The 21,700-nt window shown below is 66.3% G+C and carries 19 protein-coding genes; 13 read left to right on the forward strand and 6 right to left on the reverse strand.

All coding sequences use genetic code 11. The features are described from left to right. Positions 1 to 185: 185 nt before the first annotated feature. The 4 genes from LH19_RS20655 to LH19_RS20670 all read left to right on the forward strand — a co-directional run bounded on the left by LH19_RS20655 (position 186) and on the right by LH19_RS20670 (position 6,802). A complete protein-coding gene (locus tag LH19_RS20655; protein ID WP_054731648.1) occupies positions 186 to 932 on the forward strand; it encodes a 16S rRNA (uracil(1498)-N(3))-methyltransferase in 747 nt (248 codons plus the stop codon). Positions 933 to 1,066: 134 nt separating this feature from the next. Further along, positions 1,067 to 3,001, forward strand: coding sequence for a proprotein convertase P-domain-containing protein (locus LH19_RS20660; protein WP_054731649.1), 1,935 nt, complete (start codon positions 1,067 to 1,069; stop codon positions 2,999 to 3,001). Then, the gene (locus tag LH19_RS20665) at positions 3,001 to 5,367 is read left to right on the forward strand and encodes a beta strand repeat-containing protein (protein ID WP_054731650.1); all 2,367 of its coding nucleotides are present in this window, start codon (positions 3,001 to 3,003) and stop codon (positions 5,365 to 5,367) included. The genes LH19_RS20660 and LH19_RS20665 overlap by 1 nt, the downstream gene beginning before the upstream one ends. Before the next feature lie 61 nt (positions 5,368 to 5,428). Beyond that, positions 5,429 to 6,802 carry a glutamate--cysteine ligase gene (locus tag LH19_RS20670; protein ID WP_054734028.1) on the forward strand — a complete coding sequence of 458 codons (1,374 nt, stop codon included), beginning with the start codon at positions 5,429 to 5,431 and terminating at the stop codon, positions 6,800 to 6,802. A 60-nt stretch (positions 6,803 to 6,862) separates the two neighbouring features. On the opposite strand, the gene LH19_RS20675 is transcribed toward LH19_RS20670, so the two are convergent. The 4 genes from LH19_RS20675 to LH19_RS20690 all read right to left on the reverse strand — a co-directional run bounded on the left by LH19_RS20675 (position 6,863) and on the right by LH19_RS20690 (position 9,093). Then, the gene (locus LH19_RS20675; RefSeq protein WP_054731651.1) at positions 6,863 to 7,330 is read right to left on the reverse strand and encodes a Dps family protein; all 468 of its coding nucleotides are present in this window, start codon (positions 7,328 to 7,330) and stop codon (positions 6,863 to 6,865) included. Between the two features lie 106 nt (positions 7,331 to 7,436). Next, complete coding sequence (locus LH19_RS20680; RefSeq protein WP_234715981.1) at positions 7,437 to 7,997, reverse strand: hypothetical protein; 561 nt, start codon at positions 7,995 to 7,997, stop codon at positions 7,437 to 7,439. A gap of 42 nt (positions 7,998 to 8,039) precedes the next feature. Further along, positions 8,040 to 8,369 (reverse strand): hypothetical protein, encoded by a 330-nt coding sequence (locus tag LH19_RS20685; RefSeq protein ID WP_054589242.1) that lies wholly within the window; start codon positions 8,367 to 8,369, stop codon positions 8,040 to 8,042. A 79-nt stretch (positions 8,370 to 8,448) separates the two neighbouring features. Beyond that, positions 8,449 to 9,093, reverse strand: coding sequence for a GGDEF domain-containing protein (locus LH19_RS20690; RefSeq protein ID WP_054731653.1), 645 nt, complete (start codon positions 9,091 to 9,093; stop codon positions 8,449 to 8,451). Between the two features lie 178 nt (positions 9,094 to 9,271). On the opposite strand from LH19_RS20690, the gene purE reads away from it, so the two are divergent. The 9 genes from purE to LH19_RS20735 all read left to right on the forward strand — a co-directional run bounded on the left by purE (position 9,272) and on the right by LH19_RS20735 (position 18,722). Beyond that, positions 9,272 to 9,769, forward strand: a complete 498-nt coding sequence (gene purE, locus LH19_RS20695; protein ID WP_054731654.1) for a 5-(carboxyamino)imidazole ribonucleotide mutase — start codon at positions 9,272 to 9,274, stop codon at positions 9,767 to 9,769. 4 nt (positions 9,770 to 9,773) lie between these two features. After that, the gene (locus LH19_RS20700; RefSeq protein ID WP_234715982.1) at positions 9,774 to 10,847 is read left to right on the forward strand and encodes a 5-(carboxyamino)imidazole ribonucleotide synthase; all 1,074 of its coding nucleotides are present in this window, start codon (positions 9,774 to 9,776) and stop codon (positions 10,845 to 10,847) included. Then, positions 10,844 to 11,338, forward strand: coding sequence for a dihydrofolate reductase (locus LH19_RS20705; protein ID WP_054731655.1), 495 nt, complete (start codon positions 10,844 to 10,846; stop codon positions 11,336 to 11,338). Before LH19_RS20700 ends, LH19_RS20705 begins: the two co-directional genes overlap by 4 nt. After that, positions 11,338 to 12,555, forward strand: a complete 1,218-nt coding sequence (locus LH19_RS20710) for a dipeptidase (protein ID WP_054734035.1) — start codon at positions 11,338 to 11,340, stop codon at positions 12,553 to 12,555. Before LH19_RS20705 ends, LH19_RS20710 begins: the two co-directional genes overlap by 1 nt. Beyond that, positions 12,552 to 13,481, forward strand: a complete 930-nt coding sequence (locus LH19_RS20715) for a bifunctional riboflavin kinase/FAD synthetase (RefSeq protein WP_054731656.1) — start codon at positions 12,552 to 12,554, stop codon at positions 13,479 to 13,481. Before LH19_RS20710 ends, LH19_RS20715 begins: the two co-directional genes overlap by 4 nt. 75 nt (positions 13,482 to 13,556) lie before the next feature. Next, the gene (locus LH19_RS20720; RefSeq protein ID WP_082395965.1) at positions 13,557 to 14,603 is read left to right on the forward strand and encodes a glycerophosphodiester phosphodiesterase family protein; all 1,047 of its coding nucleotides are present in this window, start codon (positions 13,557 to 13,559) and stop codon (positions 14,601 to 14,603) included. 147 nt (positions 14,604 to 14,750) lie between these two features. After that, positions 14,751 to 17,747, forward strand: a complete 2,997-nt coding sequence (locus tag LH19_RS20725; RefSeq protein WP_054731657.1) for an isoleucine--tRNA ligase — start codon at positions 14,751 to 14,753, stop codon at positions 17,745 to 17,747. Then, positions 17,744 to 18,277 (forward strand): signal peptidase II, encoded by a 534-nt coding sequence (gene lspA / locus LH19_RS20730; protein ID WP_054731658.1) that lies wholly within the window; start codon positions 17,744 to 17,746, stop codon positions 18,275 to 18,277. Before LH19_RS20725 ends, lspA begins: the two co-directional genes overlap by 4 nt. Before the next feature lie 25 nt (positions 18,278 to 18,302). Further along, on the forward strand, positions 18,303 to 18,722 hold the full coding sequence (locus LH19_RS20735) for a DUF3035 domain-containing protein (protein WP_054731659.1): 420 nt from the start codon (positions 18,303 to 18,305) through the stop codon (positions 18,720 to 18,722). A gap of 56 nt (positions 18,723 to 18,778) precedes the next feature. Here the strand turns inward: LH19_RS20735 and LH19_RS20740 are convergent, their stop codons facing one another. Together LH19_RS20740 and dxs are read right to left on the reverse strand one after the other, a co-directional pair. Beyond that, positions 18,779 to 19,447 (reverse strand): hypothetical protein, encoded by a 669-nt coding sequence (locus tag LH19_RS20740; RefSeq protein WP_054731660.1) that lies wholly within the window; start codon positions 19,445 to 19,447, stop codon positions 18,779 to 18,781. A 295-nt stretch (positions 19,448 to 19,742) separates the two neighbouring features. Beyond that, positions 19,743 to 21,671 carry a 1-deoxy-D-xylulose-5-phosphate synthase gene (dxs, locus tag LH19_RS20745; protein ID WP_054731661.1) on the reverse strand — a complete coding sequence of 643 codons (1,929 nt, stop codon included), beginning with the start codon at positions 21,669 to 21,671 and terminating at the stop codon, positions 19,743 to 19,745. Positions 21,672 to 21,700: the final 29 nt, after the last annotated feature.

Raw genomic sequence — 21,700 nt, forward strand, 5'->3', positions numbered from 1 at the left:
CCAGGCTCGCAGCCCACCCGGATGCGCGACTGGTATCGTCGCACTAGCGGGAAACTGCTTACCAAATGGCTAATCGGCCCGGCGGCGTTTGGCGGCCAAACGGCCGATTTGCCCCGTTTCAGGACAGATTCGCCGTCCTGCCGCAAAAGATGCACAAGGAATCGCCTTCTGCTATTGCGTGCGCCATGCCCGCGACACCCGCCTGGCCGCCTGCCAGCACCCCCCGCCTGTTCATCGATACCTTGCTCGGCCCCGATGCCGCGCCGGTCATCAACGGCAGCTCGGCCCATTACTTGCTGGGCGTGATGCGGCTGAAGGCAGGCGATCCGGTCTTGCTGTTCGACAACCGCAGCGGTGAATGGCTGGCGACCGTCGCCGACGCCGGCAAGCGGTCGCTGACCGTGCGGATCGAGCGCCAGACCCGGCCGCTCGAACGCGTGCCCGACCTCTGGCTCTGCTTTGCGCCGGTCAAGAAGGCACGGCTCGACTGGATTATCGAAAAGGCGACCGAACTCGGCGTCGCGCGCCTGCAGCCGGTGATCACCGAACGGACGATCGTCGAGCGGGTGAAGGCGGAGCGGATCGCAGCGCAGATCATCGAGGCGTGCGAACAATGCGGCCGCACCGCCCTTCCCGCACTCGCCGACCCCGTAAAGCTGCCGCAGCTTTTGAAGGACTGGCCGGCCGAACGTGCGCTCCTGTTCGCCGACGAAGCCGGCGGCGCAGCTTTCAATAGCGTCGATGCCCCGGCCCCGGCGGCAATTCTGACCGGGCCCGAAGGCGGCTTTACGGCCCGCGAACGCGACCTGCTTCTGGACTGTTCCGCAGTCCGCCGCGTCGCGCTGGGCCCGCGCATCTTGCGCGCCGAAACCGCGGCGATCGCGGCGACCGGCCTGTGGATGGCCAGGCATGGCGATTGGGCCGGCAGCTAGCGATATGTGTGCCCATCCGACACAATGACGGCCCAAACTTCCCAATCTTAACCCGCTGTTAGCCACAATTGCCCCATAGCGCCGCCATGCAGCGGCGGGACCAGAGCCGAAACTGCTGGTGTGGGGACCAGTATGTGCAGCTATTGCGAGCGTTGATGGCGCTCGCCTGTCTGGCGGCGGGTCTCGTCGCTGCGCCCGTCGGGGCGCAGACCACCACAAGCTACAGTAACACCGTCAGCGGAACGATCAGCGAGACGGCGACGCCATGTACCGCCCCGCTGGTGCGCAATTTCACCGTCGCGGCGAACATGCAGGTCACCGACGTCGATATCGGCGTCCAGCTCAGCCACACCTATCGCGGCGACCTGCGCGCGAAGCTGGTGTCGCCCGGCGGCACGGTGGTCAACCTGATCACCAACGTCGGCACATCGGCGGACAATCTGAACGTCCTGTTCGACGACAGCGCGGCGGCGAGCATCTCGACGCACAGTTCGAACGACAATACGACCGCCGCCCCGCCCTATCAGCGCACGTTCAGGCCCGAAGGCTCGCTCGCCAGCTTCAACGGCGAAGCGTCGGCGGGAAGCTGGCAATTGACGATCTGCGATTCACTGAACGGCGACAGCGGCAGTTTTGCCCGCGCACATCTCTATCTCACCACCGTACCGCTCACGCCCTATGCCGACCTTTCGCTGACCAAGACGGTGAGCAGCGCATCGCCGGCGTTCGGCGCGAGCATCAGCTATACGTTGAGCGTCACCAATGCGAGCGCCTCGCCGCTCACCGCCACCGGCGTCACGGTGCAGGACAGCCTGCCGCCGGGGTTCGCCTTCACCGGCGCCTCGGGCTTCGGAAGCTACAGCAGCGGTACGGGGGTCTGGACCGTCGGCAGTATCCCGCCGGGTACGACGCGAACGCTGACGATCAGCGGCACGGTGACCGCAACGTCGGGCGCCACCGTCACCAACAGCGCCGAGATCAGCGCCTCTTCGGCCTATGACATGGACTCGACCCCCGGCAACGGCGCCGCCGGCGAGGACGATGGCGATTCGGCTAGCTTCACCGTGTCGGGTACGCGCACCGCGGGCGTCGCGCCGACGCTCGTCTGCCCCGCGCTGACGACGACCCACGACTGGGACAATATCAGCTGGTCGGCCGGAGCGACCAGCGGCAGCTATGCGCTTGCCGGCATCGGCACGACGAACTTCGGCATCACGATCAGCGGCGGCAGCTTCCTCAGCAACGCGACCTATGGTGGACAGTCGCCGACGCGGCAGAATGTCGTCACCGGCGGGCTGTCGCCGGCGCAATATTCGATCTTCGAGCTTGTCGATTTCACCAGCCAGGCGGGCACCGTCACCTCGACGATCACCTTGCCGACCGCGGTTCCCGGCGCGCAGTTCCGGTTGTTCGACATCGATTATTCGTCGGGCCAGTTCGCCGACCGCGTGACCGTCACGGGCAGCTTCAACGGATCGCCCGTCACGCCGGTACTGACCAACGGGGTCAGCAATTATGTCATCGGCAACAGCGCCTATGGCGACGTCCTGTCGGCCGACACCAGCGCCAACGGGACGGTGACCGTGACCTTCACCGCGCCGGTCGACACCATCGTCATCGAATATGGCAGCCATTCGATCGCGCCCGCAAATCCGGGGCAGCAGGGGATGGCGATCCACGACATCGTCTTTTGCCGCCCGGTCGGCAATCTCGCGATCGCCAAGACGAGCGGCATCGTCAGCGATCCGGTCAACGGCACCACCGACCCCAAGGCGATCCCCGGCGCGACGATGCGTTACTGCCTGCTCGTGACGAACAACGGCAGCAGCACCGCGACCGCGATCAATATCGCCGATCCGCTGCCGCCGACGGTGACCTTCGTTGCCGGCTCGCTGCGCAGCGGAACAAGCTGTGCCGGGGCGACGACGGTCGAGGACGACAATGCCAGCGGCGCCGACGAAAGCGACCCGTTCGGCGCGTCGTTCGCGGGCGCGACCGTATCGGCGACCACCGCGACCCTCGCCCCGGCCGCCGCGATGGCGGTCGCGTTCAACGTGACGGTCAACTGATGGCTTCGCTGGGTCGCTTGGCGCGCCTCGGCGCACTCCTCCTGATCGCCGCGGGGGTCGGCGCCCCCGCGATGGCGCAGCGCGTCATCGTCAATCCCTCGTTCGAATCGAACAACCCGCAGGGCGCGGGCGCGGCGAATTACGAAATCTACGCCAACGGATCGGTGACCGGCTGGGATTCGGCGTCGGGCGAGATCGAGCTGTGGGATACCGGCTTTCAGGGCGTTCCCGCCTATGACGGTTCGGTGTTCGCCGAAATGAACGCCAATGTGCCCGGCGCGCTCTACCAGAATATCTGCATGGTGAACGGCGAGACGATCGGCTGGACCTTTGCCCATCGCGCCCGCTCGGGCGGCCCGGCGACGCAGACGGCGCGTTTCCAGATCGCGAACGGCAGCGGCACGCTGATCCAGAATCTGGCGACGCAGGCATCGACCACGGCGAACCAGGTCTGGAACGTCAACACCGGCACCGCGACCTACAGCGGCGCATCGGGCGTCCAGCGCGTCCAGTTCATCACCACCGACGCGGGCAGCTACGGCAATTTCCTCGACGACATCCGCATCACGCTCAATCCGTTCATCGAGCTGTCGGCCGCGACCGCCTCCGGGGTCGAATCGATCCCGGCGGCGAACCTGCCGGGCCTTGTCGTCAGCGGCACCTTGTTCTCCGCCCGGACCGTCAACGTCAGCATTACCGGCGGCACGGCGACGCGCGGCACCGACTATACGACGCCCGGCGGCGGCGCGACCTTCACCGTCACCATTCCGGCCGGCACCTATCAGAATGTCACCGTGCCGCTCGGCATCCAGATCATCGACGATACGGTGAGCGAGGGTAGCGAGACGATCCAGATCGCGCTGAACACGGGCACCGGCTACACCGTATCGAGCACATCGAGCTGCGGCGGCACCCCGCGCACCGCGAGCACCTATACGATCACCGACAATGATTCGCCCGTCGTGCTGGCGAAGAGCTGGACGAACGGGATCGCGGGCGACGCGGTCGGCCTGTCGATTTCGGGGGGCCTCGTCCCCGTCGCCGGATCGTCGACGGTCGGGGGCAGCGCCACCAACGCAACCGCCGTCGCCGTCGCCGGTTCGACGCTGACCCTGACCGAAAGCTTCACGACCGGGTCGGCGGCCAATTACACCAGCAGCATCGAATGCCGCCGCAACAGCGACAATGCCGTCGTCGCCACGGCGGGCAGCGGGCTCAGCCGGACGGTCACCATGCCCTCGGGCACATCGCTGACCTGCACCTTTACCAACAGCCGCAAATCGGCGACGCTCGTCGTCCGCAAGACCTGGGTCAACGCCCAGACGACCAACGCCGTCACCGTCGCCAGCGACGGCTTTACCAACGATGCGACGCTGTCGTCGGTCGCGAACAGCGCCAACGAAACCGACACCAATGCCGCGGTCACCGTCTATGCCGCCGAGAGCGGCGCGCTGACCGAAAGCTGGACGGTGGGCAATGGCGCCAATTATGCGCAGACGCTCGCCTGCACCGGCAATACGACTGCGCTTTCGGATAATGTGCTGACGGTCAATCCCGCCGATACCGCGATCGTCTGCACCTTCACCAACAGCCGCATCGCGCAGCAATTCCGCCTCGCCAAGGCGTGGTCGGGCGCCACGGCCGGCCACACCGCCAGCGCGACGACCAGCGGCGGCACCGCCAACGCGACTTTCAGCTCGACCGCGCCGACCGCGACGAACGGAACGCAGGTCATAATGCGCGCGGGCGACGTCGTGACCCTTCCCGCCGAAAGCTGGGGCGGCGGCGCGGTCGCCGCGCTCTATAACGCCACCGTCGAATGCACCGGCGGCAGCCCGCTGGCCAGCGGCGCGACGGGACGGACGCTGACGATCCAGCCGAGCACGACGGCGACGGTCTGCACCTACACCAACGCCTATGTCCTGCCGCTCGCGATCGCCAAGACTTCGGTCCCCTATAGCGACCCCGTGAACGGGACGACGAACCCGAAGCTGATCCCCGGCGGTTTTGCCGATTATAGCATCACCGTCACCGCGCCGTCGGGCACCGCGCCGACGAGCAACAGCGTCATCGTTACCGACGCGATCCCCGCGAACCTTGCGCTGTTCGTCGGCACCTATGCACCCGGGCCCGGGCCGATCGGCTTTACCGCGGGGAGCAGCGGATTGACCTACAGCTTCACAAGCCTCGCGAGCGGCAGCGACGACATCAGCTTCTCGAACAACGGCGGCGCGACCTGGACCTATACCCCGGTCGCCGATGCCAATGGTGTCGACACCAATGTCACCCATGTCCGCGTCAATCCGAAGGGCAGCATGACACCGGGATCGAGCTTCACGATCAACCTGCGCGCGCAGGTCAAATAGGCGGGCAAAAGGCGCTGCAACAGCCGATTGTATTTTGTACCGAACCGTCTAAATGCGCGAAATGAGCACGCGCACCGCCTCGGACAGCAACGATCCCGTCGTCGAACATGCGAGCGACCTCGCAGTCCCCATGATCAAGGGCGAAAAGCCCCGCGAACGCTGGCGCATCGGCACCGAGCACGAGAAATTCGTCTATCGCACCGCCGACCATCGCGCCCCGGGTTATGACGAACCCGGCGGCATTCGGGACCTGCTGATGGCGTTGACCCGCTTCGGCTGGGAACCGGTGATCGAGGGCGACAATGTCATCGCACTGGCGGGCAGCGACGGCACCGTCAGCCTCGAACCTGCGGGGCAACTCGAACTTTCGGGCGCGCCGGTCGAAAATCTCCACCAGACCTGCGCCGAGACTGGCCGCCACCTGAAGCAGGTCAAGGAAGTCGGCGCCGAGCTCGGGCTCGGCTTCCTCGGCCTCGGTATGTGGCCCGACAAGACGCGCGCCGAACTGCCGATCATGCCCAAGGGCCGCTACAAGATCATGCTCGAACATATGCCGCGCGTCGGCAGCATGGGGCTCGACATGATGCTGCGAACCTGCACCATCCAGACCAACCTCGACTATTCGTCGGAGGCGGACATGGTGCAGAAGTTCCGCGTGTCGCTCGCGCTCCAGCCGCTCGCGACCGCGCTCTTCGCCAGCTCGCCCTTCACCGAGGGCAAGCCCAACGGCTATATGTCGTACCGCAGCCATATCTGGACGGATACCGATCCCGCACGCACCGGCATGCTGCCCTTCGTATTCGAAGACGGCTTCGGCTACGAACGCTATGTCGACTATATGCTCGACGTGCCGATGTATTTCGTCTTCCGCGACGGCAAATATATCGACGCTGCGGGGCAAAGCTTCCGCGACTTCCTCAAGGGCGAACTGCCGGCGCTGCCCGGCGAAAAGCCGCGCCTCTCCGATTGGAACGACCATCTGTCGACCGCCTTTCCCGAGGTGCGGCTCAAAAGCTTCCTCGAAATGCGCGGCGCCGACGGCGGCCCGTGGAACCGGATCTGCGCCCTGCCCGCGCTCTGGGTCGGATTACTCTACGACCAAAGCGCGCTCGATGCCGCATGGGACCTCGTCAAGGGCTGGAGCATCGAGGAACAGCAGACGCTCCGCGATGCCGTCCCGGCCGAAGGCCTTGACGCCCCCGCCCCCGGCGGCGGCACGCTCGGCGAACTCGCACACCGCGTGCTCGATATCGCCGCGGCAGGGCTGGCCGCGCGCGGCGAGGTCAATTCGATGGGCGACAACGAGGTCGGCTTCCTGGAACCGCTGCGCCGCATCGCCAAGAGCGGCAAATCGCCGGCGCACGACCTGCTCGACCGCTATGACGGCGCGTGGAACCACGACCTTTCGAAGATCTACGACGAACTAAGTTTCTAGATATTGCTGCGGGAGGAGAGGCTCCGGCACCCTGGAGCCCTCGCACACTCACGCGGCACCTCAATATCCCAGCGTCGCTTCCAGAAACCAGATGCGCTGCTGCGTTTCGTCGGCCCAGCCGTCGACCAGCCCGCTCGTCGCGATGTCGCCCGCCTCCTCGGCAGCCGCTTTCGCTTCCCGGATCTGCGCGAGCAGCGTCCGGTTGTCCTCCGCGAGCGCACGGACCATCGCGTCGGGCGCGACGCCGGCCGCATCATCGTCCCGGATCGACTGGCGGCGGCCGATGTCGCCGACCGAGCGCAGCGTCGCCGCGCCATTCTTGCGCACCCGCTCGGCGATCAGGTCGGTCGTCGCGAGGATCTGCGTCGCCTGTTCGTCGAACAGCAGGTGCAGTTCACGAAAATGCGGGCCGTGGACGTGCCAGTGGTAATTCTTCGTCTTGAGATAGAGCGCGAAGCTGTCGGCGAGCAGCGTGTTGAGCGCGTCGGCAACCGCGGGCTGGTTTTTCTGGGTCATCGTTTCGGACATGGGAGAGATCCTTTCTGTTGCCGCTCCGATATAGGAGGCCGGCACCGCGAAGGCCCATGAAGGCTCTGCGTCGCTATCATCGAAAAAATCGATGATCCGAAATTTTTCAGGCAGAGCCGCCGATCAGTCCGAAGGCGCCGAGCGCGGTACGGAGCGCCCAGATCAGCAGCACGGCAGCGCTCGCCCCGCGGACGATACGCGCTGCCCGCTTTTCGCGCAGCGCCGGACCGAAAGCGAGGAAGGGCAGCATCGCGATCGTCCAGCCGACCAGCCCGCCGGCCGCCGCCCATACTCCCGCGCCGCTGGTCGCGGCGAGCGCGCCGATCAGGAAATGGCTGCGGTCGCCGAATTGGGTGACCAGCATCCGCCCGGCAAGCAGCGCGGGCGGGGCCTGGTCCGCGTCGGAGGGGACAGCGCGGTCGCGCCAGAGCAGCGCAACCACCGCCGAAAGCATCGCAAACGCGACGAGCAGCGCCGCTACGCCCTGCCCGATCATCCGGTTCGCTACCGACCCGAGGACCGCCGCGACGACCGCGTTGAGGATGAAGGCCGCAAAGGTGATAACGACGACGACGCGCCGGTCGCTGCGCACGCTCAGCAGGTTCGAGAGAGAGGCGCCCGTTCGTCCGTCGGCATTGGCGAGCGCCACCGCGACGAGGGCCAGCATGATCGCGTCCATAATCCGACCTGCGACGTCAGCGCGCCGCGGTCAATGGCCGAGCCGCATCGCCACCGAAGCAAGCCACGCTTCCTCCGCGGCGGCGGGGAGCGGTCCCCGCGGCGCGCTCGCGGCGTCGCTCATCGCGTCGAGATAGGTCAGGATCGCCGCGCGGTAACCGCCCGCGGCGACCGCCGATTCGAGCCGGCTGGCGAGCGTCTCGACCGCCCCGAAGCCATTGTCGCGCGCCAGACAGCGGATATCGTCGATGCCCTGGACGATCTGCGCCAGCGCGCAGTGCGGCAGCGCCTCGGCCAATGCGCCGATCTGGCCGGTGATCCGGCCCTGAATGTCGTGAAAAGGATCGCCCTGCGTTTGCATGCCATACCCCCCTGTGGTCCGGGGACGACGATGCGCCTTTTTGGTTAACGATCGGTTTAGGCCGGCTTGAACCCTAACCCTAACGGTGCGACCGGGGCCGGTCCTGCCGCTGCTTGCAGCGATACATGTCGCGGTCGGCGGCGGCCAATATGTCGGCCTCGGCCATCCCGACCTGCAGCATTGCGACCCCGAAACACGCCGACAGCGCGATTTCGTTCCCGTCGTAGAGCGCCGGACCGGTGCTGAGCACCTCGCCGAGCCGTTCGATTTGCGCGCGCGCGCCGCCCTCGGTCGACTGGTCGAGGATCAGCCCGAATTCGTCGCCGCCGATCCGCGCCGCGACATCGGTCGAACGAATCGAGGCGGCGAGCCGCGCCGCGACTTCCATCAGGGCGAAGTCGCCCGCAGCATGGCCGAAGCTGTCGTTGATATATTTGAGCTGGTTGACGTCGACGAACACGACCGCCGCGCATTCGGCATGGCGTTCGAAACGCGCCAGACGGTGATGGATCGCAGTCAGGAAATAGCGGCGATTGTAAAGCGGGGTCAGCGTATCGCGTTCGGACACGCGCTCGAGTTCGGCGACGGCGATCTTCAGGACGCGATTCTCGCGGCGCAGCGCATCGCGTTCGCGGCGCACGTCGCGCAGTTCGTCTTCGATGGAGACGATCGGAGCGACGCCGAACTGGTCGACCGCTATCCGTGCCCCCCCTACGCTATCCATTCTCTGTCCCCGGTGCGACCCCAGTTTCCGGCGGCGGGATGCCGACGGTGCGAAGCGGTGTAACCCCCGACATGATACCAATCGGTAAACGCGCCCGCCGCGCGGCGTTGCCCCCATCGGGTACAGTCGCTAGGGGAAGGGCGACGGCGGTGAATCGCGCCGCGAGGAGGGTTGATCGATGGGCGAGAATGCGCCGCTGGTGGGCGTCATCATGGGCAGCCAGTCGGACTGGGCGACGATGACGCACGCGGTCCAGATCCTCGAGGAATTCGGCATCGCGCACGAGGTGCAGATCGTCTCGGCGCACCGCACCCCCGACCGCCTGATCGCCTATGCCAAGAGCGCCGCGGATCGCGGACTGAAGGCGATCATCGCGGGCGCCGGCGGCGCCGCGCACCTGCCCGGTATGGTCGCGTCGATGACGCGGGTGCCGGTGCTCGGCGTGCCGGTCCAGTCGGCGGCGCTGAACGGCGTCGACAGCCTCTATTCGATCGTCCAGATGCCCGGCGGCATTCCCGTCGCGACCTTCGCGATCGGCAAGGCGGGTGCGACCAACGCCGGGCTGTTTGCCGCCGCGTTGCTCGCCAACGACGATCCCGGCCTCGCCGCAAGACTCGATGCCTGGCGCGCCGCGCAGACCGACAGTGTGGCGCCTGTCCCCGTGCGTGAGGGCTGAGCTTTTGTTGCCACCCGGTTCGACCATCGGAATCCTGGGCGGCGGCCAGCTCGGCCGCATGCTCGCCGTCGCCGCGGCGCAACTCGGCTACCATATCCACATCTATGCCCCCGACGCCGAAAGTGTCGCCGCGCAGGTCGCTGCGCAGCACACGCAGGCGGCGTGGGACGACGAACCGCGCCTCGCCGCCTTTGCCGCCGCATGCGACGTCGTCACCTATGAGTTCGAAAATGTGCCCGTCGATACGGTGCGCTTCCTGTCGGGCCATGTCGCCGTCCGCCCCGGGGCCGGCGTCCTCGAAATCGCGCAGGACCGGCTCGCCGAGAAGAATTTCGTCGCCGGGCTCGGCGGCCGCCCCGCTCCCTTTGCCGCGGTCCCCGACCGCGCCGCGCTCGACGCCGCGCTCGATCAGGTCGGCGCTCCGGCGATCCTCAAGACCGTGCGCATGGGCTATGACGGCAAGGGGCAGGCGCGCCTCGCGGCCGCCGGCGACGCCGATGCGGCGTGGGATGCGATCGACCGCCACGCCGCGGTGCTCGAAGGCTTCGTGACCTTCGCACACGAATTTTCGGTGCTGATGGTCCGCGGCATCGACGGCGAGACGCGCTTCTGGGACAGCAGCGTCAACGTCCATGAGGGCGGCATCCTCGCGACGTCCTCGCTGCCGCCACCGCGACAAATCCTCGACCAGCAGGACGAAGCACGCGCGCTGTTGGCGAAAATCGCCGACGATCTCGACTATATCGGCGTCCTCACCGGCGAATTTTTTGCCACCGACGACGGCCCGATCTTCAACGAGATGGCGCCGCGCGTCCACAATAGCGGCCACTGGACGATCGAAGGGGCGGTAACGAGCCAGTTCGAAAATCACATCCGCGCCGTCGCGGGCCTGCCGCTCGGCGACACCGCAACCGTCGCCCTGCCCGTCGTCATGCGCAACCTGATCGGCCACGACATCGATGGCGTGCCCGAGCTGCTCGCCGACGGCGCCGCGCATGTGCATCATTATGGCAAAGCCGAGGTCCGCGCCGGCCGCAAGCTCGGCCACGTCACCTGGGCCGGAACCTCTCCCGCATGAACCATCCCGAAATCACCTTGATCCTGGCGCGCGCCGCCAATGGCGTCATCGGCGCCAACGGCAAGATGCCCTGGCATATCCCCGCCGACCTGCGCCGCTTCAAGCAGCTCACCATGGGACGGCCGATGATCATGGGGCGCAAGACCTTCGACAGCCTGCCGGCGGTGCTCGAAGGGCGGCGGCATATCGTGCTGACCCGCGACGCCGACTGGCAGGACGAGAATGCCGAGGTCGCGCACAGCGTCGAAGAGGCGCTGCGCCTCGCCAACGCGCCGCAGGTGATGGTGATCGGCGGCGCCGAGATTTACGGGCTGTTCCTTGGCCAGGCCGACCGCATCGAACTGACCGAGGTCGCGCTCGAACCACAGGGCGACGCCGCGATCCCCTATCCCGACGCCCCCGTCTGGAAAGAAGTCGCGCGCGAAAACCACACCGCCGACGAGGCGGGGCGCCCCGCCTACAGCTTCGTCACCTTCGTCAGGAAAGCATGATGCGCCGCTGGCTCCTCGGCATATTGATCGTCGCGTTGGTCGCCGCCGGCGGCTTCTTCCTCTTCGGGCCCGGGATGATCGAGCGCGGGACGAACAAGATCGACGGCAAACCGCTCCTGCAAGTCAGCGAACGAGCTAGGGCGCTGCACCGGACGCTGACGATCGTCGACCTGCACAGCGACACCCTGCTCTGGAAACGCAGCATTCTCGATCGCGCCGACCGCGGCCATATGGACCTGCCGCGGCTCGAGGACGGCAATGTCGCGCTGCAGGTGCTTGCCAGCACGACCAAGTCGCCCAAGGGGCAGAATTATGACGCCAATAGCGGCGACACCGACAATATCACGACGCTGGCGATCGCCCAGCTCCAGCCGCTGCGGACGTGGGGCTCGCTGCTCGAACGCTCGCTGTGGCACGCCGAAAAGTTGCACCGCGCGGTCGCCGCGTCGAGCGGGGAGCTGCGCGCCGTCGCCGCGCCGGCCGATGTCGACGCGCTGCTCGCCGCGCGCCGCGGCAAGGCGGTGCCGGTCGGCGCCATGCTCAGCATCGAGGGGCTGCACGGACTCGAAGGCAAGCTCGCCAATCTCGACCGGCTCTATGCGGCGGGCTTCCGCATGGCGGGACCGGCGCATTTCTTCGACAATGAGGTCGCGGGCTCGATGCACGGGCTCAAGAAGGGCGGGCTCACGCCGTTCGGCCGGCAGGTCGTGCAGGCGATGGAAGCCAAGGGGATGATCGTCGACATCGCGCACTGCAGCAAGGCGTGCGTCGCCGACATCCTCAAGATGGCGCGCCGCCCCGTCGTTTCCAGCCACGGCGGCGTGCAGGCAACGTGCCGGGTCAACCGCAACCTCGACGACGCGCAGATCCGCGGGGTCGCCGCGACCGGCGGCCTGATCGGCATCGGTTACTGGGACGCGGCGGTGTGCGACACCTCGCCCACGAGCATCGCCAAGGCGATGAAGCATGTGAAGGACCTTGTCGGCATCCAATATGTCGCGCTCGGCAGCGATTATGACGGCGCCACCACCGTCCGCTTCGACACGTCGAAGCTGGTCCAGATGACGCAGGCGCTGATCGACGCGGGCTTTACCGACGACGAAATTCGCGCCGCGATGGGCGGCAATGCGATCCGCGTCCTGAAGGCGGGCATCGCCCCGATGGCGTCCCCCGCACCGCCCCCATCCGCGCCGCCCCCGTCCGCTCCGGCGCGATGATCCGCCTCGACGGCCACGACCGGATCGCCGAACCGCTGCGCGGCGGGGTGATCGCGCTCGGCAATTTCGACGGCTTCCACGCCGGACACCAGGCGGTCGTCGGCCGCGCCGTGCGTCACGCACGGGACGAGGGCCGCCCTGCGATCGTCGCGACCTTCGACCCGCATCCGGTGCGCTTCTTCAAGCCCGACGTACCGCCCTTCCGCCTCACCACGCTCGACCAGCGGCAGGAGTTGTTCGCCGCGGCGGGCGCCGATGCGATGCTCGTCCTGCCCTTCGACGCGGCGCTCGCGGGCACCATGGCCGAGGATTTCATTACCGGGCTCCTCCTCGACCGCTACGGCGCCGCCGGTGTCGTCACCGGCGCCGATTTCGTCTTCGGCAAGGGCCGCGGCGGCAATGTCGTGACGCTCGCCGATCACGCCCGCCGCCTCGGCTTCTTCACCGAGATGGTCGCGCCGGTCGACGACGCCGACGAAGTGATCTCGTCGAGCCGTATCCGCGACGCGCTGCACGCCGGCGACTGCGCCGCCGCGGCGCGCCTGCTCACCCGCCCGTTCACCGTCCGCGGCACCGTCCAGCACGGCGACAAGAACGGCCGCCTGCTCGGCTTTCCGACCGCGAACATCGACATGGGCAATTATCTGCGCCCGCGTTACGGCATCTATGCGGTCACCGGCCGCCTTCCCGACGGGCGCATCCTGAAGGGCGCGGCGAACCTCGGCATCCGCCCCAGCTTCGATCCGCCGAAGGAATTGCTCGAACCGCATTTCTTCGACTTCGCCGAAGACCTTTACGGGCAGGAAATTGACGTTGCCTTCCACGCCTTCATCCGCCCCGAAGCGAAGTTCGACGGGCTGGAGGCGCTGATGGCGCAGATTGCGGCGGATTGCGACGAAGCGCGCAAATTATTGGCGGACATATAATTTCCCTCGTCATGCCGGACCTGATCCGGCATCCATGGACCCCGGATCGGGTCCGGGGTCACGGAGGGGGAAAAGATGGCCGATAGCGACGACTGGGCGGCGGGGCTCGAAGGTCCACCCAAAAAGCCGATGAAGCGCGGCACGAAGATCTTTCTCTGGGTCTTCGCGGCACTCGTCGCCTGGCTGACGCTGTCGAATGCCAGCTTTCTCGCCCCCGATCCGGCCGGCAAGCCGAAGCTGATCGCACACCGCGGCGTCTATCATCTCTACGACAAGCGCGCTGCCGCCGGCCGCGACACCTGCACCGCGCGCCATATCCTGCCGCCGCGTGACGCGACGTTCGAGAATACCCCCGAATCGATGCGCCGCGCGGTCGGCATGGGCGCGACGATGGTCGAGGTCGACGTCGCGCCGACCAAGGACGGCCGCATGGTGCTGTTCCACGACTGGACGGTCGATTGCCGCACCGACGGCAAGGGCGCGACGCGTGACCTGACGCTGGCCGAGCTCAAGGCGCTCGACATCGGCTATGGCTATACCGCCGACGGCGGCCAGACCTTCCCGCTGCGCGGCAAGGGCGTCGGGCTGATGCCGACGGTCGAGGAGGGCCTCGCGGCGCTGCCCGTCCATCCGATCCTCTTCAACTTCAAGTCGAAGGATGCCGCCGAGGCCGACCAATTGTTTGCGTTCCTGAAAGCCTCGGGCCGCGACAGCGCCAAGATCGGCGACGCCTTTTACGGCGCCGAAGCTCCGGTGAAGCGGATGCGCCAACTGCTGCCCGCGAACTGGTCGTTCGACCTCAAGACCGGGGCGATGGCCTGCTCGAAGGATTATGTGACGTGGGGCTGGACGGGTATCGTCCCCGCAAGCTGCCGGAACGGCGTGATCGCGATCCCGGTCAATTACCAATGGGCCTTCTGGGGCTGGCCCGACCGGCTGATCGCGCGGATGGACAGCGTCGGCGCGCGGATCATCGTCTTCGGCCCCTATGAAAGCGGCAAGTCGAACGAGGGGCTGACGACGCCGCAGCAACTCGCGAAGGTGCCCGCGAGCTTCAACGGCTATATCTGGGTCGAGGATATCCGTGAAATCGGGCCCGCACTGCGGCCGCGGCAGAAGTAACCTCGCAAATTCTGTTCGTGTCGAGCGAAGTCGAGACACCCCGAAGGCGTGTACGCCCGATGGGCATCTCGACTTCGCTCGATGCGAACGGGAATTGAAGACGACGGTGGTTTGCTCCCACGCAAATCTGCGCTAAGCGCCCGGGCCATGACCGACAGCACGCCTGCCCCCGAAGCCCGCGATTACCGCGACACCGTCTTCCTGCCCAAGACCGACTTTCCGATGAAGGCCGGCCTGCCGCAGAAGGAGCCGTTGATTCTGGCGAAATGGCTCGAAGGCAATCTCGAGGGGCAGATTCGCGAAGCGCGCAAGGACCGCGAGCAGTTCATCCTCCACGACGGCCCGCCGTACGCGAACGGCGACATGCATATCGGCCATGCGCTCAACCATATCCTGAAGGACATGGTCGTCCGCACCCAGACGCTGAAGGGCATGGATTCGCCTTACGTCCCCGGCTGGGACTGCCACGGCCTGCCGATCGAGTGGAAGGTCGAGGAACAGTATCGCAAGAAAAAGCTCAACAAGGACGAAGTGCCGGTCGAGGAATTCCGCGCCGAATGCCGCGCCTATGCCCAGCATTGGGTCGACACCCAGCGCGAGCAGTTGAAGCGCCTCGGCATCGGCGGCGACTGGGACCACCCCTACCTCACCATGGATTTCGACGCCGAAGCGGTGATCGTCCGCGAGCTGATGAAATTCGCCGAATCGAACCAGCTCTATCGCGGCGCCAAGCCGGTGATGTGGTCGCCGGTCGAAAAGACAGCGCTCGCCGAGGCCGAGATCGAATATGAAGATATCGTCTCGACCCAGATCGACGTGGCGTTCGAGATCGTCGAAAGCCCGATTCCCGAGCTGGTCGGCGCGCATGCGGTGATCTGGACGACGACGCCGTGGACGATCCCGGTCAACCAGGCTTTGGCCTATGGGCCTGAGGTCGAATATGCACTCTACGCCTTCCGCACCGATGCAGAAGCGACCTATGGCGCTGACGAAAATCTCGCCAACGCGGTTAGCGAAGCCTTGGCAGAAGCAGGTTGGCCGCACGAAGGTCGTCCCGTTCTGCTCGCGGTAGAACTGGCACGACAATTCGAGGCGCGCTGCCGCGCGACGCTGCCCCCGATCGACCTGAATGCAATCGGCGCAACGAGCCTGGCTCTCACTCTGGAAGCTGCTGGCCCCACGATCCGCGGAGCGGACCTCGCCGGCACCATCGCCCGCCACCCGATGCACGCGCTCGGCGGCTTCTACGCGCGCCCGCGCCCCTTCCTGCCCGGCGATTTCGTCACCACCGACAGCGGCACGGGCCTTGTCCATATGTCGCCCGACCATGGCGAGGACGATTTCGACCTGTGCAAGGCGAACGGCATCGACCCCGTCTTCGCGGTCGAGGGCGACGGCAAATATCGCGCCGACTGGGCGTGGCTCGGCGGTCAGGGCAGCGTGATCAACCCGAAATTCAATGCCCCCGACGGCCCGATCTGCACCGACCTGCGTGAAGCCGGGGCGCTGCTCGCGGCCTCGGCCGACTATATGCACAGCTATCCGCATAGCTGGCGCTCGAAGGCGAAGGTCATCTATCGCTGCACCCCGCAATGGTTCGTGCCGATGGACAAGGTCATCGACCGCGACACCCCGCGCTGCGCCGACGAAGCGAATATCCGCGCCGCGCAAGGCGATGGCGAAACGCTCCGCCAGCTTGCGATGCAGGCGATCGAGGATACGCGCTTCGTCCCCGCCAAGGGCCGCAACCGCATCGGGTCGATGGTCGAAGGGCGTCCCGACTGGGTTCTGTCGCGCCAGCGCGCGTGGGGCGTGCCGATCACCCTGTTCGTCCACCGCAAGAGCGGCCAATATCTGATCGACACCGCGGTCAACGACCGCATCGTCGCTGCGGTGAAGGCGGGCGGGGTCGATGCATGGAGCGATGCGCGCGCACAGGAATATCTCGGCGATCAATATGACGCCGCCGATTACGAGCGGATCACCGACATCCTCGACGTGTGGTTCGATTCGGGCTGCACCCACGCCTTCGTGCTCGAAAGCGGCAAATGGCCGGCGCTGATCCGCCGCGACGGTTCGACGCACAGCGCCGACCTCTATCTCGAAGGCAGCGACCAGCATCGCGGCTGGTTCCAGTCGTCGCTGCTCGAAAGCTGCGGCACGCGCGGCCGTGCGCCGTACAAGGCGGTGCTGACGCACGGCTTCACGATGGACAGCAAGGGCATGAAAATGTCCAAGTCGCTGGGCAACACGATCAGCCCGATTGACCTGATGCGCGACTATGGCGCCGATATCCTGCGCCTGTGGGCGCTGTCGGTCGATTTCACCGAGGACCACCGCATCGGCAAGGAAATCCTCGCCGGGGTCGCCGACCAGTATAGGAAGCTCCGCAACACCTTCCGCTACCTGCTCGGCGCGCTCGACGGGTTCACGGAAGACGAGCGCGTCACCGACGTTGCGGCGATGCCCGAACTCGAACGCTATATGCTGTCGCTGCTCGCCGAACTCGATGCGAAGCTGGCGCGCGCGGTCGATGATTTCGACTTCAACAGCTACACGCGCAGCCTTGCCGATTTCTGCAACGAGGATCTGTCGGCCTTCTATTTCGACATCCGCAAGGACCGGCTCTATTGCGACGTCAACCCGGCGACCGGCTACCAGACGGCCGAACGCGCCGCCTATCGCACCGTGCTCGACACGCTGTTCCACGCGCTAGTGCGCTATGCGGCGCCGGTGCTGGTGTTCACCAGCGAAGAGGTGTGGGGCACGCGCTATCCCGAAGCGACGTCGGTTCACCTGCTCGAATGGCCCGCGGTCGATGCCGCGTGGAACGATGCCAATCTTGGCACGAAATGGGCCGGGGTCCGCGCGCAGCGCGAAGCGGTGACCGAAGCGATCGAACCCTATCGCCGCGAAAAGACGATCCGCTCCAGCCTCGAGGCAGAAGTCGCGATTCCCGCGCCCACGCTCGACACCGCCGCGCTCGAGGAAGTGTTCATCGTGTCGGTGGCCCGCGCCGGCGACGAACTTGCGGTGACCCGCACCGAAAACCACAAATGCGGCCGCTGCTGGCGCCATCTGCCCGAGGTCGAAACCGACGGCAGCTTGTGCAATCGCTGCGACACGGTATTGGAAGCGGAATGAGTAGCCAACGTTCGCCGTATCTGCGCTTCGGCCTGTTGATCGCGGCCTTCGCCTTTCTTCTCGACCAGGTCAGCAAATGGGTCGTGATCGTGCCGCTGTCGCTCGAACCGAAGCGCGTCATCGAGATCCTGCCCTTCTTCAACCTGACCTGGGCGGAAAATTGCGGCATCTCGCTGTCGATGTTCGCCAGTTGCACCGACACGACGCGCTGGACGCTCGTTGCGGTGACGGGAATCGTCGCCGGTGCGGTCGCCATCTGGATGACGCGCGAAAAGGCGCGCGGCGACGTCATCGCGCTCGCGATGATCCTCGGCGGCGCGCTGGGCAATATCGTCGACCGCGTCCGCTACGGCTATGTCGTCGACTATGCCGACCTGCATTTCGGCGACTTTCGTCCTTTCATGATCTTCAACGTCGCCGATGCCTGCATCACCCTGGGGGTGCTTTTGCTGGTTGCGCGCGCGCTGCTCTTGCGCGAAAAGGCCCCCGAGGCAGCCCCTTCACCGAACAAGGGCGCCGCCGCCGATTAACGGGGCGCATAGGAGAGATTTTCAAGTGAACCGGACCACCGCCATCCTCGCCGTCGCCGTTGCCGCATCGACCCTGTCGGCCTGCGGGTCGAACAGCCTGTTCAGCCGCGACCGGCCCGACGAATTCGCCGTGTCGCGTCAAGCGCCGCTCGTCGTACCGCCCGATTTCGCGCTCACCCCGCCCGCGCCCGGCTCGGCGCGCCCCGGCGGCGAATCGACCGCAGAGCAGACGCTGCGCGCCCTGTTCGGCGGCCCCGCCCCGCGCAGCGCGACCGAAGCCGCGATCATCGGCAGCGCCGACGGCACGCGCGGCGACCCGGGCATCCGCAGCCAGGTCGGCAGCCCCGACACGCAGGTCGTCGACAAGGGTCTCGTCACCCGCGACATCCTCGCCGCCCCCGAAGGCGACGGCCGCGAAGCCTCGGCGGCGATCCCGGGGAACTGAAACGCCCCGCATCGCGCATGAAACCGGCCCGGCTTTCCGGGCCGTTTTCTTTTGGGTCAGGTGACGATCAGCGAAAAAAGCACAAAGAGGACCAGCGCCTCGACCATCGCGCGCGAGGCGTGCAGCGCGGCGCGCCAGCGACTGATCCGCAGATGCTGCGCGAACCACAGGATCTGCAGGCTGCCGAACCACAAGAGCGCGAGCGCGAGCAGCACCAGCCCCGCGATCCCCGCCGCGAGCGGCTTGAGCTGCAGCAGGATAGAGGCGCCCGAGACCATCAGCGCGAAGGGCGCGGCGACATAGCATTGGCTATAGAAAGGCGCCTTCAACGGCACCCGGTCGAGCTTCACATGCCGCGCCCGCACCAGCCGCGCCGCCATGACGAGCGGAAACAGGCTGAAGAAGGCGACGCGCATCAGGATATAGGTCGTATCGTCGTTGACCAGCCCGCCCAGCCCGGTCTTGTCGGCGACGATCGCGCTCTCGCCCACCGTCGACAGTTCGAGGGCATGGCTGATCACCAGCGTCAGCAGCAGGAACAGCGGCGGCGACAGCGTGTCGGTATATTGCTTTTCCTCGGCATCACCCTGCTCGGCGTCCGAATAATCCATCATCTTGAGCGGCCGGGTCAGCCCCTGCCACAATGTCACCGGATAGAAGATCAGCCACGACATCACCTCGTAAAGCAGCTCGTCGAGCGACTTCAGGAGGTTGAAGAAGTTCATGCCGCCCCCAGTTCCGCGCGGTTAGGGCCAGAACCCATTAATTCCACGTTCGAGGCGTCGAAATGGCGAAGATATCGAGCTTGGGCGGGTGCAGCGGGTAGCATCGCTACCCGCAAGATCGCGCAAGCTTGAGATCGAAGCCATTTCGGCGTCCCTGCGGGATTTGACCGATTTTGCTCATTGCTTCGTCGAAAAGCCTTGAAATATCGACATATTCCTGCGCCTTTTCTCCTCGCACTGAGCAAAATCGCCTCAAACCTCGAACGTGGAATTAATGGGTTCTGGCCCTAGCAGTTCACGCCCGCGCGCCCGCCTCTTCGACGCCCGCGCTGTTGTGGCGCAGCGCCTTTAGCACGGTATCGACGATCTGCGGCGCGTTGAGCCCCGCCGCGTCATATTGCAGCTCGGGCTTGTCCTGATCCTGAAAGACGTCGGGCAGGCGCATCGTGCGCAGTTTCAGCCCCGCATCGATCAGCCCTTCGTCGCTTGCCAGAGTCAGCACATGCGCACCGAGGCCGCCGACACTGTTCTCCTCGATCGTCACGCAAACCTCGTGGCTCGCCAGCGTCTTGCGAATCAGTTCCTCGTCGAGCGGCTTCGCGAAGCGCAGGTCGATGACGCTCGTCGACAGGCCCCTTGCTTCCAGCGTGTCGGCGGCTTTGAGCGCCTCGGCAAGGCGGGTGCCGAGCGACAGGATCGCGACGGTCTTGCCGCTGCGCACGACGCGGCCCTTGCCGATCTCCAGCTTTAGCGGGACCTCAGGAAGCGCCACCCCGGTGCCGTTGCCGCGCGGGTAGCGAAAGGCGATCGGACCGTCGTCATATTCGGCGGCGGTATAGGTCATATGGACGAGTTCGGCCTCGTCGGCCGCCGCCATCACCACCATGTTCGGCAAGGTCGCGAGGTAAGTGACATCGAACGAGCCCGCGTGCGTCGATCCGTCGGCGCCGACGAGCCCGGCGCGGTCGATCGCGAAGCGCACCGGCAAATTCTGGATCGCGACGTCGTGGACGACCTGATCATAGGCGCGCTGGAGGAAGGTCGAATAGATCGCCGCGAACGGCCGCATCCCCTGCGCCGCCAGCCCCGCCGCGAAGGTCACCGCATGCTGCTCGGCGATGCCGACGTCGAAGGTACGCGTCGGATGCGCCTGGGCGAATTTGTCGACCCCGGTACCCGACGGCATCGCCGCGGTGATCGCGACGATGCGCGGATCGGTGTCCGCGAGCTTCGCCAGCGTTTCGCCGAAGACATTCTGATAGGCGGGCGGCCCCGGCGGCGCCTTCGCCTGTTCGCCGGTGATGACGTCGAATTTCTGCACGCCATGATATTTGTCGGCCGCCGCCTCGGCGGGGGCATAGCCATGCCCCTTCTTGGTCACCGCATGGATCAGCACCGGGCCATGGTCGCTGTCGCGGACATTTTCGAGCACCGGGATCAGATGTTCCAGATTATGCCCGTCGATCGGCCCGACATAATAAAAGCCGAGCTCCTCGAACAGCGTGCCGCCCATCGCCATGCCGCGTGCGAACTCGTCGGTCCGTTTCGCCGCCTTGTGCAGCGGCTCGGGCAGCTTCCTTGCGAAGCGCCGCGCGATCTCGCGCAGTTCGAGGAACGGCCGCGACGACACCAGTTTGGCGAGATAGGCCGAAAGCCCGCCGACCGGCGGTGCGATCGACATGTCATTGTCGTTGAGGATGACGATCAGGCGATTACCCGCCGCGGCGGCGTTGTTCATCGCCTCATAGGCCATGCCCGCCGACATCGACCCGTCGCCGATCACCGCGATCGCGCGTCCGGGCTCGTCCTTCAGCTTGTTGGCGATGGCGAAACCGAGCGCGGCGCTGATCGAGGTCGAACTGTGCGCGGCGCCGAACGGGTCATATTCGCTCTCGCTACGCTTGGTGAAACCAGAAAGCCCGCCGCCGGTCCGCAAGGTCCGGATGCGGTCGCGCCGCCCCGTGATGATCTTGTGCGGATAGCATTGATGGCCGACGTCCCAGACCAGCTTGTCGCGCGGGGTGTCGAACACATAATGGATCGCGACCGTCAGCTCGACGACGCCGAGCCCCGAGCCCAGATGACCGCCGGTGGTGCCGACGGCCGAGATCATCTCGGCGCGCAGCTCGTCGGCGAACGGGCGAAGATCTTCGGGCTTCAGCTTGCGGAGGTCGGCTGGGACATCCACCGTGTCGAGCAGCGGCGTATGCGGACGATCGGTCATGCCGCCGTCATAAAGCCAAGCCCCGAAGC

It is taken from the genome of Sphingopyxis macrogoltabida (genome assembly GCF_001314325.1).
Lineage (GTDB): Bacteria > Pseudomonadota > Alphaproteobacteria > Sphingomonadales > Sphingomonadaceae > Sphingopyxis > Sphingopyxis macrogoltabida.

Bases quoted from the DNA above. Each gene is read 5' to 3' on its own strand.
- LH19_RS20675 (WP_054731651.1), bottom strand. From the start codon at position 7,330: ATGTCCGAAACGATGACCCAGAAAAACCAGCCCGCGGTTGCCGACGCG.
- LH19_RS20705 (WP_054731655.1), top strand. From the start codon at position 10,844: ATGAACCATCCCGAAATCACCTTGATCCTGGCGCGCGCCGCCAATGGC.
- purE (WP_054731654.1), top strand. From the start codon at position 9,272: ATGGGCGAGAATGCGCCGCTGGTGGGCGTCATCATGGGCAGCCAGTCG.
- lspA (WP_054731658.1), top strand. From the start codon at position 17,744: ATGAGTAGCCAACGTTCGCCGTATCTGCGCTTCGGCCTGTTGATCGCG.
- LH19_RS20690 (WP_054731653.1), bottom strand. From the start codon at position 9,093: ATGGATAGCGTAGGGGGGGCACGGATAGCGGTCGACCAGTTCGGCGTC.
- LH19_RS20670 (WP_054734028.1), top strand. From the start codon at position 5,429: ATGAGCACGCGCACCGCCTCGGACAGCAACGATCCCGTCGTCGAACAT.
- LH19_RS20680 (WP_234715981.1), bottom strand. From the start codon at position 7,997: ATGCTGGCCCTCGTCGCGGTGGCGCTCGCCAATGCCGACGGACGAACG.
- LH19_RS20740 (WP_054731660.1), bottom strand. From the start codon at position 19,447: ATGAACTTCTTCAACCTCCTGAAGTCGCTCGACGAGCTGCTTTACGAG.
- LH19_RS20715 (WP_054731656.1), top strand. From the start codon at position 12,552: ATGATCCGCCTCGACGGCCACGACCGGATCGCCGAACCGCTGCGCGGC.
- LH19_RS20655 (WP_054731648.1), top strand. From the start codon at position 186: ATGCCCGCGACACCCGCCTGGCCGCCTGCCAGCACCCCCCGCCTGTTC.
- LH19_RS20710 (WP_054734035.1), top strand. From the start codon at position 11,338: ATGCGCCGCTGGCTCCTCGGCATATTGATCGTCGCGTTGGTCGCCGCC.
- LH19_RS20665 (WP_054731650.1), top strand. From the start codon at position 3,001: ATGGCTTCGCTGGGTCGCTTGGCGCGCCTCGGCGCACTCCTCCTGATC.
- dxs (WP_054731661.1), bottom strand. From the start codon at position 21,671: ATGACCGATCGTCCGCATACGCCGCTGCTCGACACGGTGGATGTCCCA.
- LH19_RS20725 (WP_054731657.1), top strand. From the start codon at position 14,751: ATGACCGACAGCACGCCTGCCCCCGAAGCCCGCGATTACCGCGACACC.
- LH19_RS20685 (WP_054589242.1), bottom strand. From the start codon at position 8,369: ATGCAAACGCAGGGCGATCCTTTTCACGACATTCAGGGCCGGATCACC.
- LH19_RS20720 (WP_082395965.1), top strand. From the start codon at position 13,557: ATGGCCGATAGCGACGACTGGGCGGCGGGGCTCGAAGGTCCACCCAAA.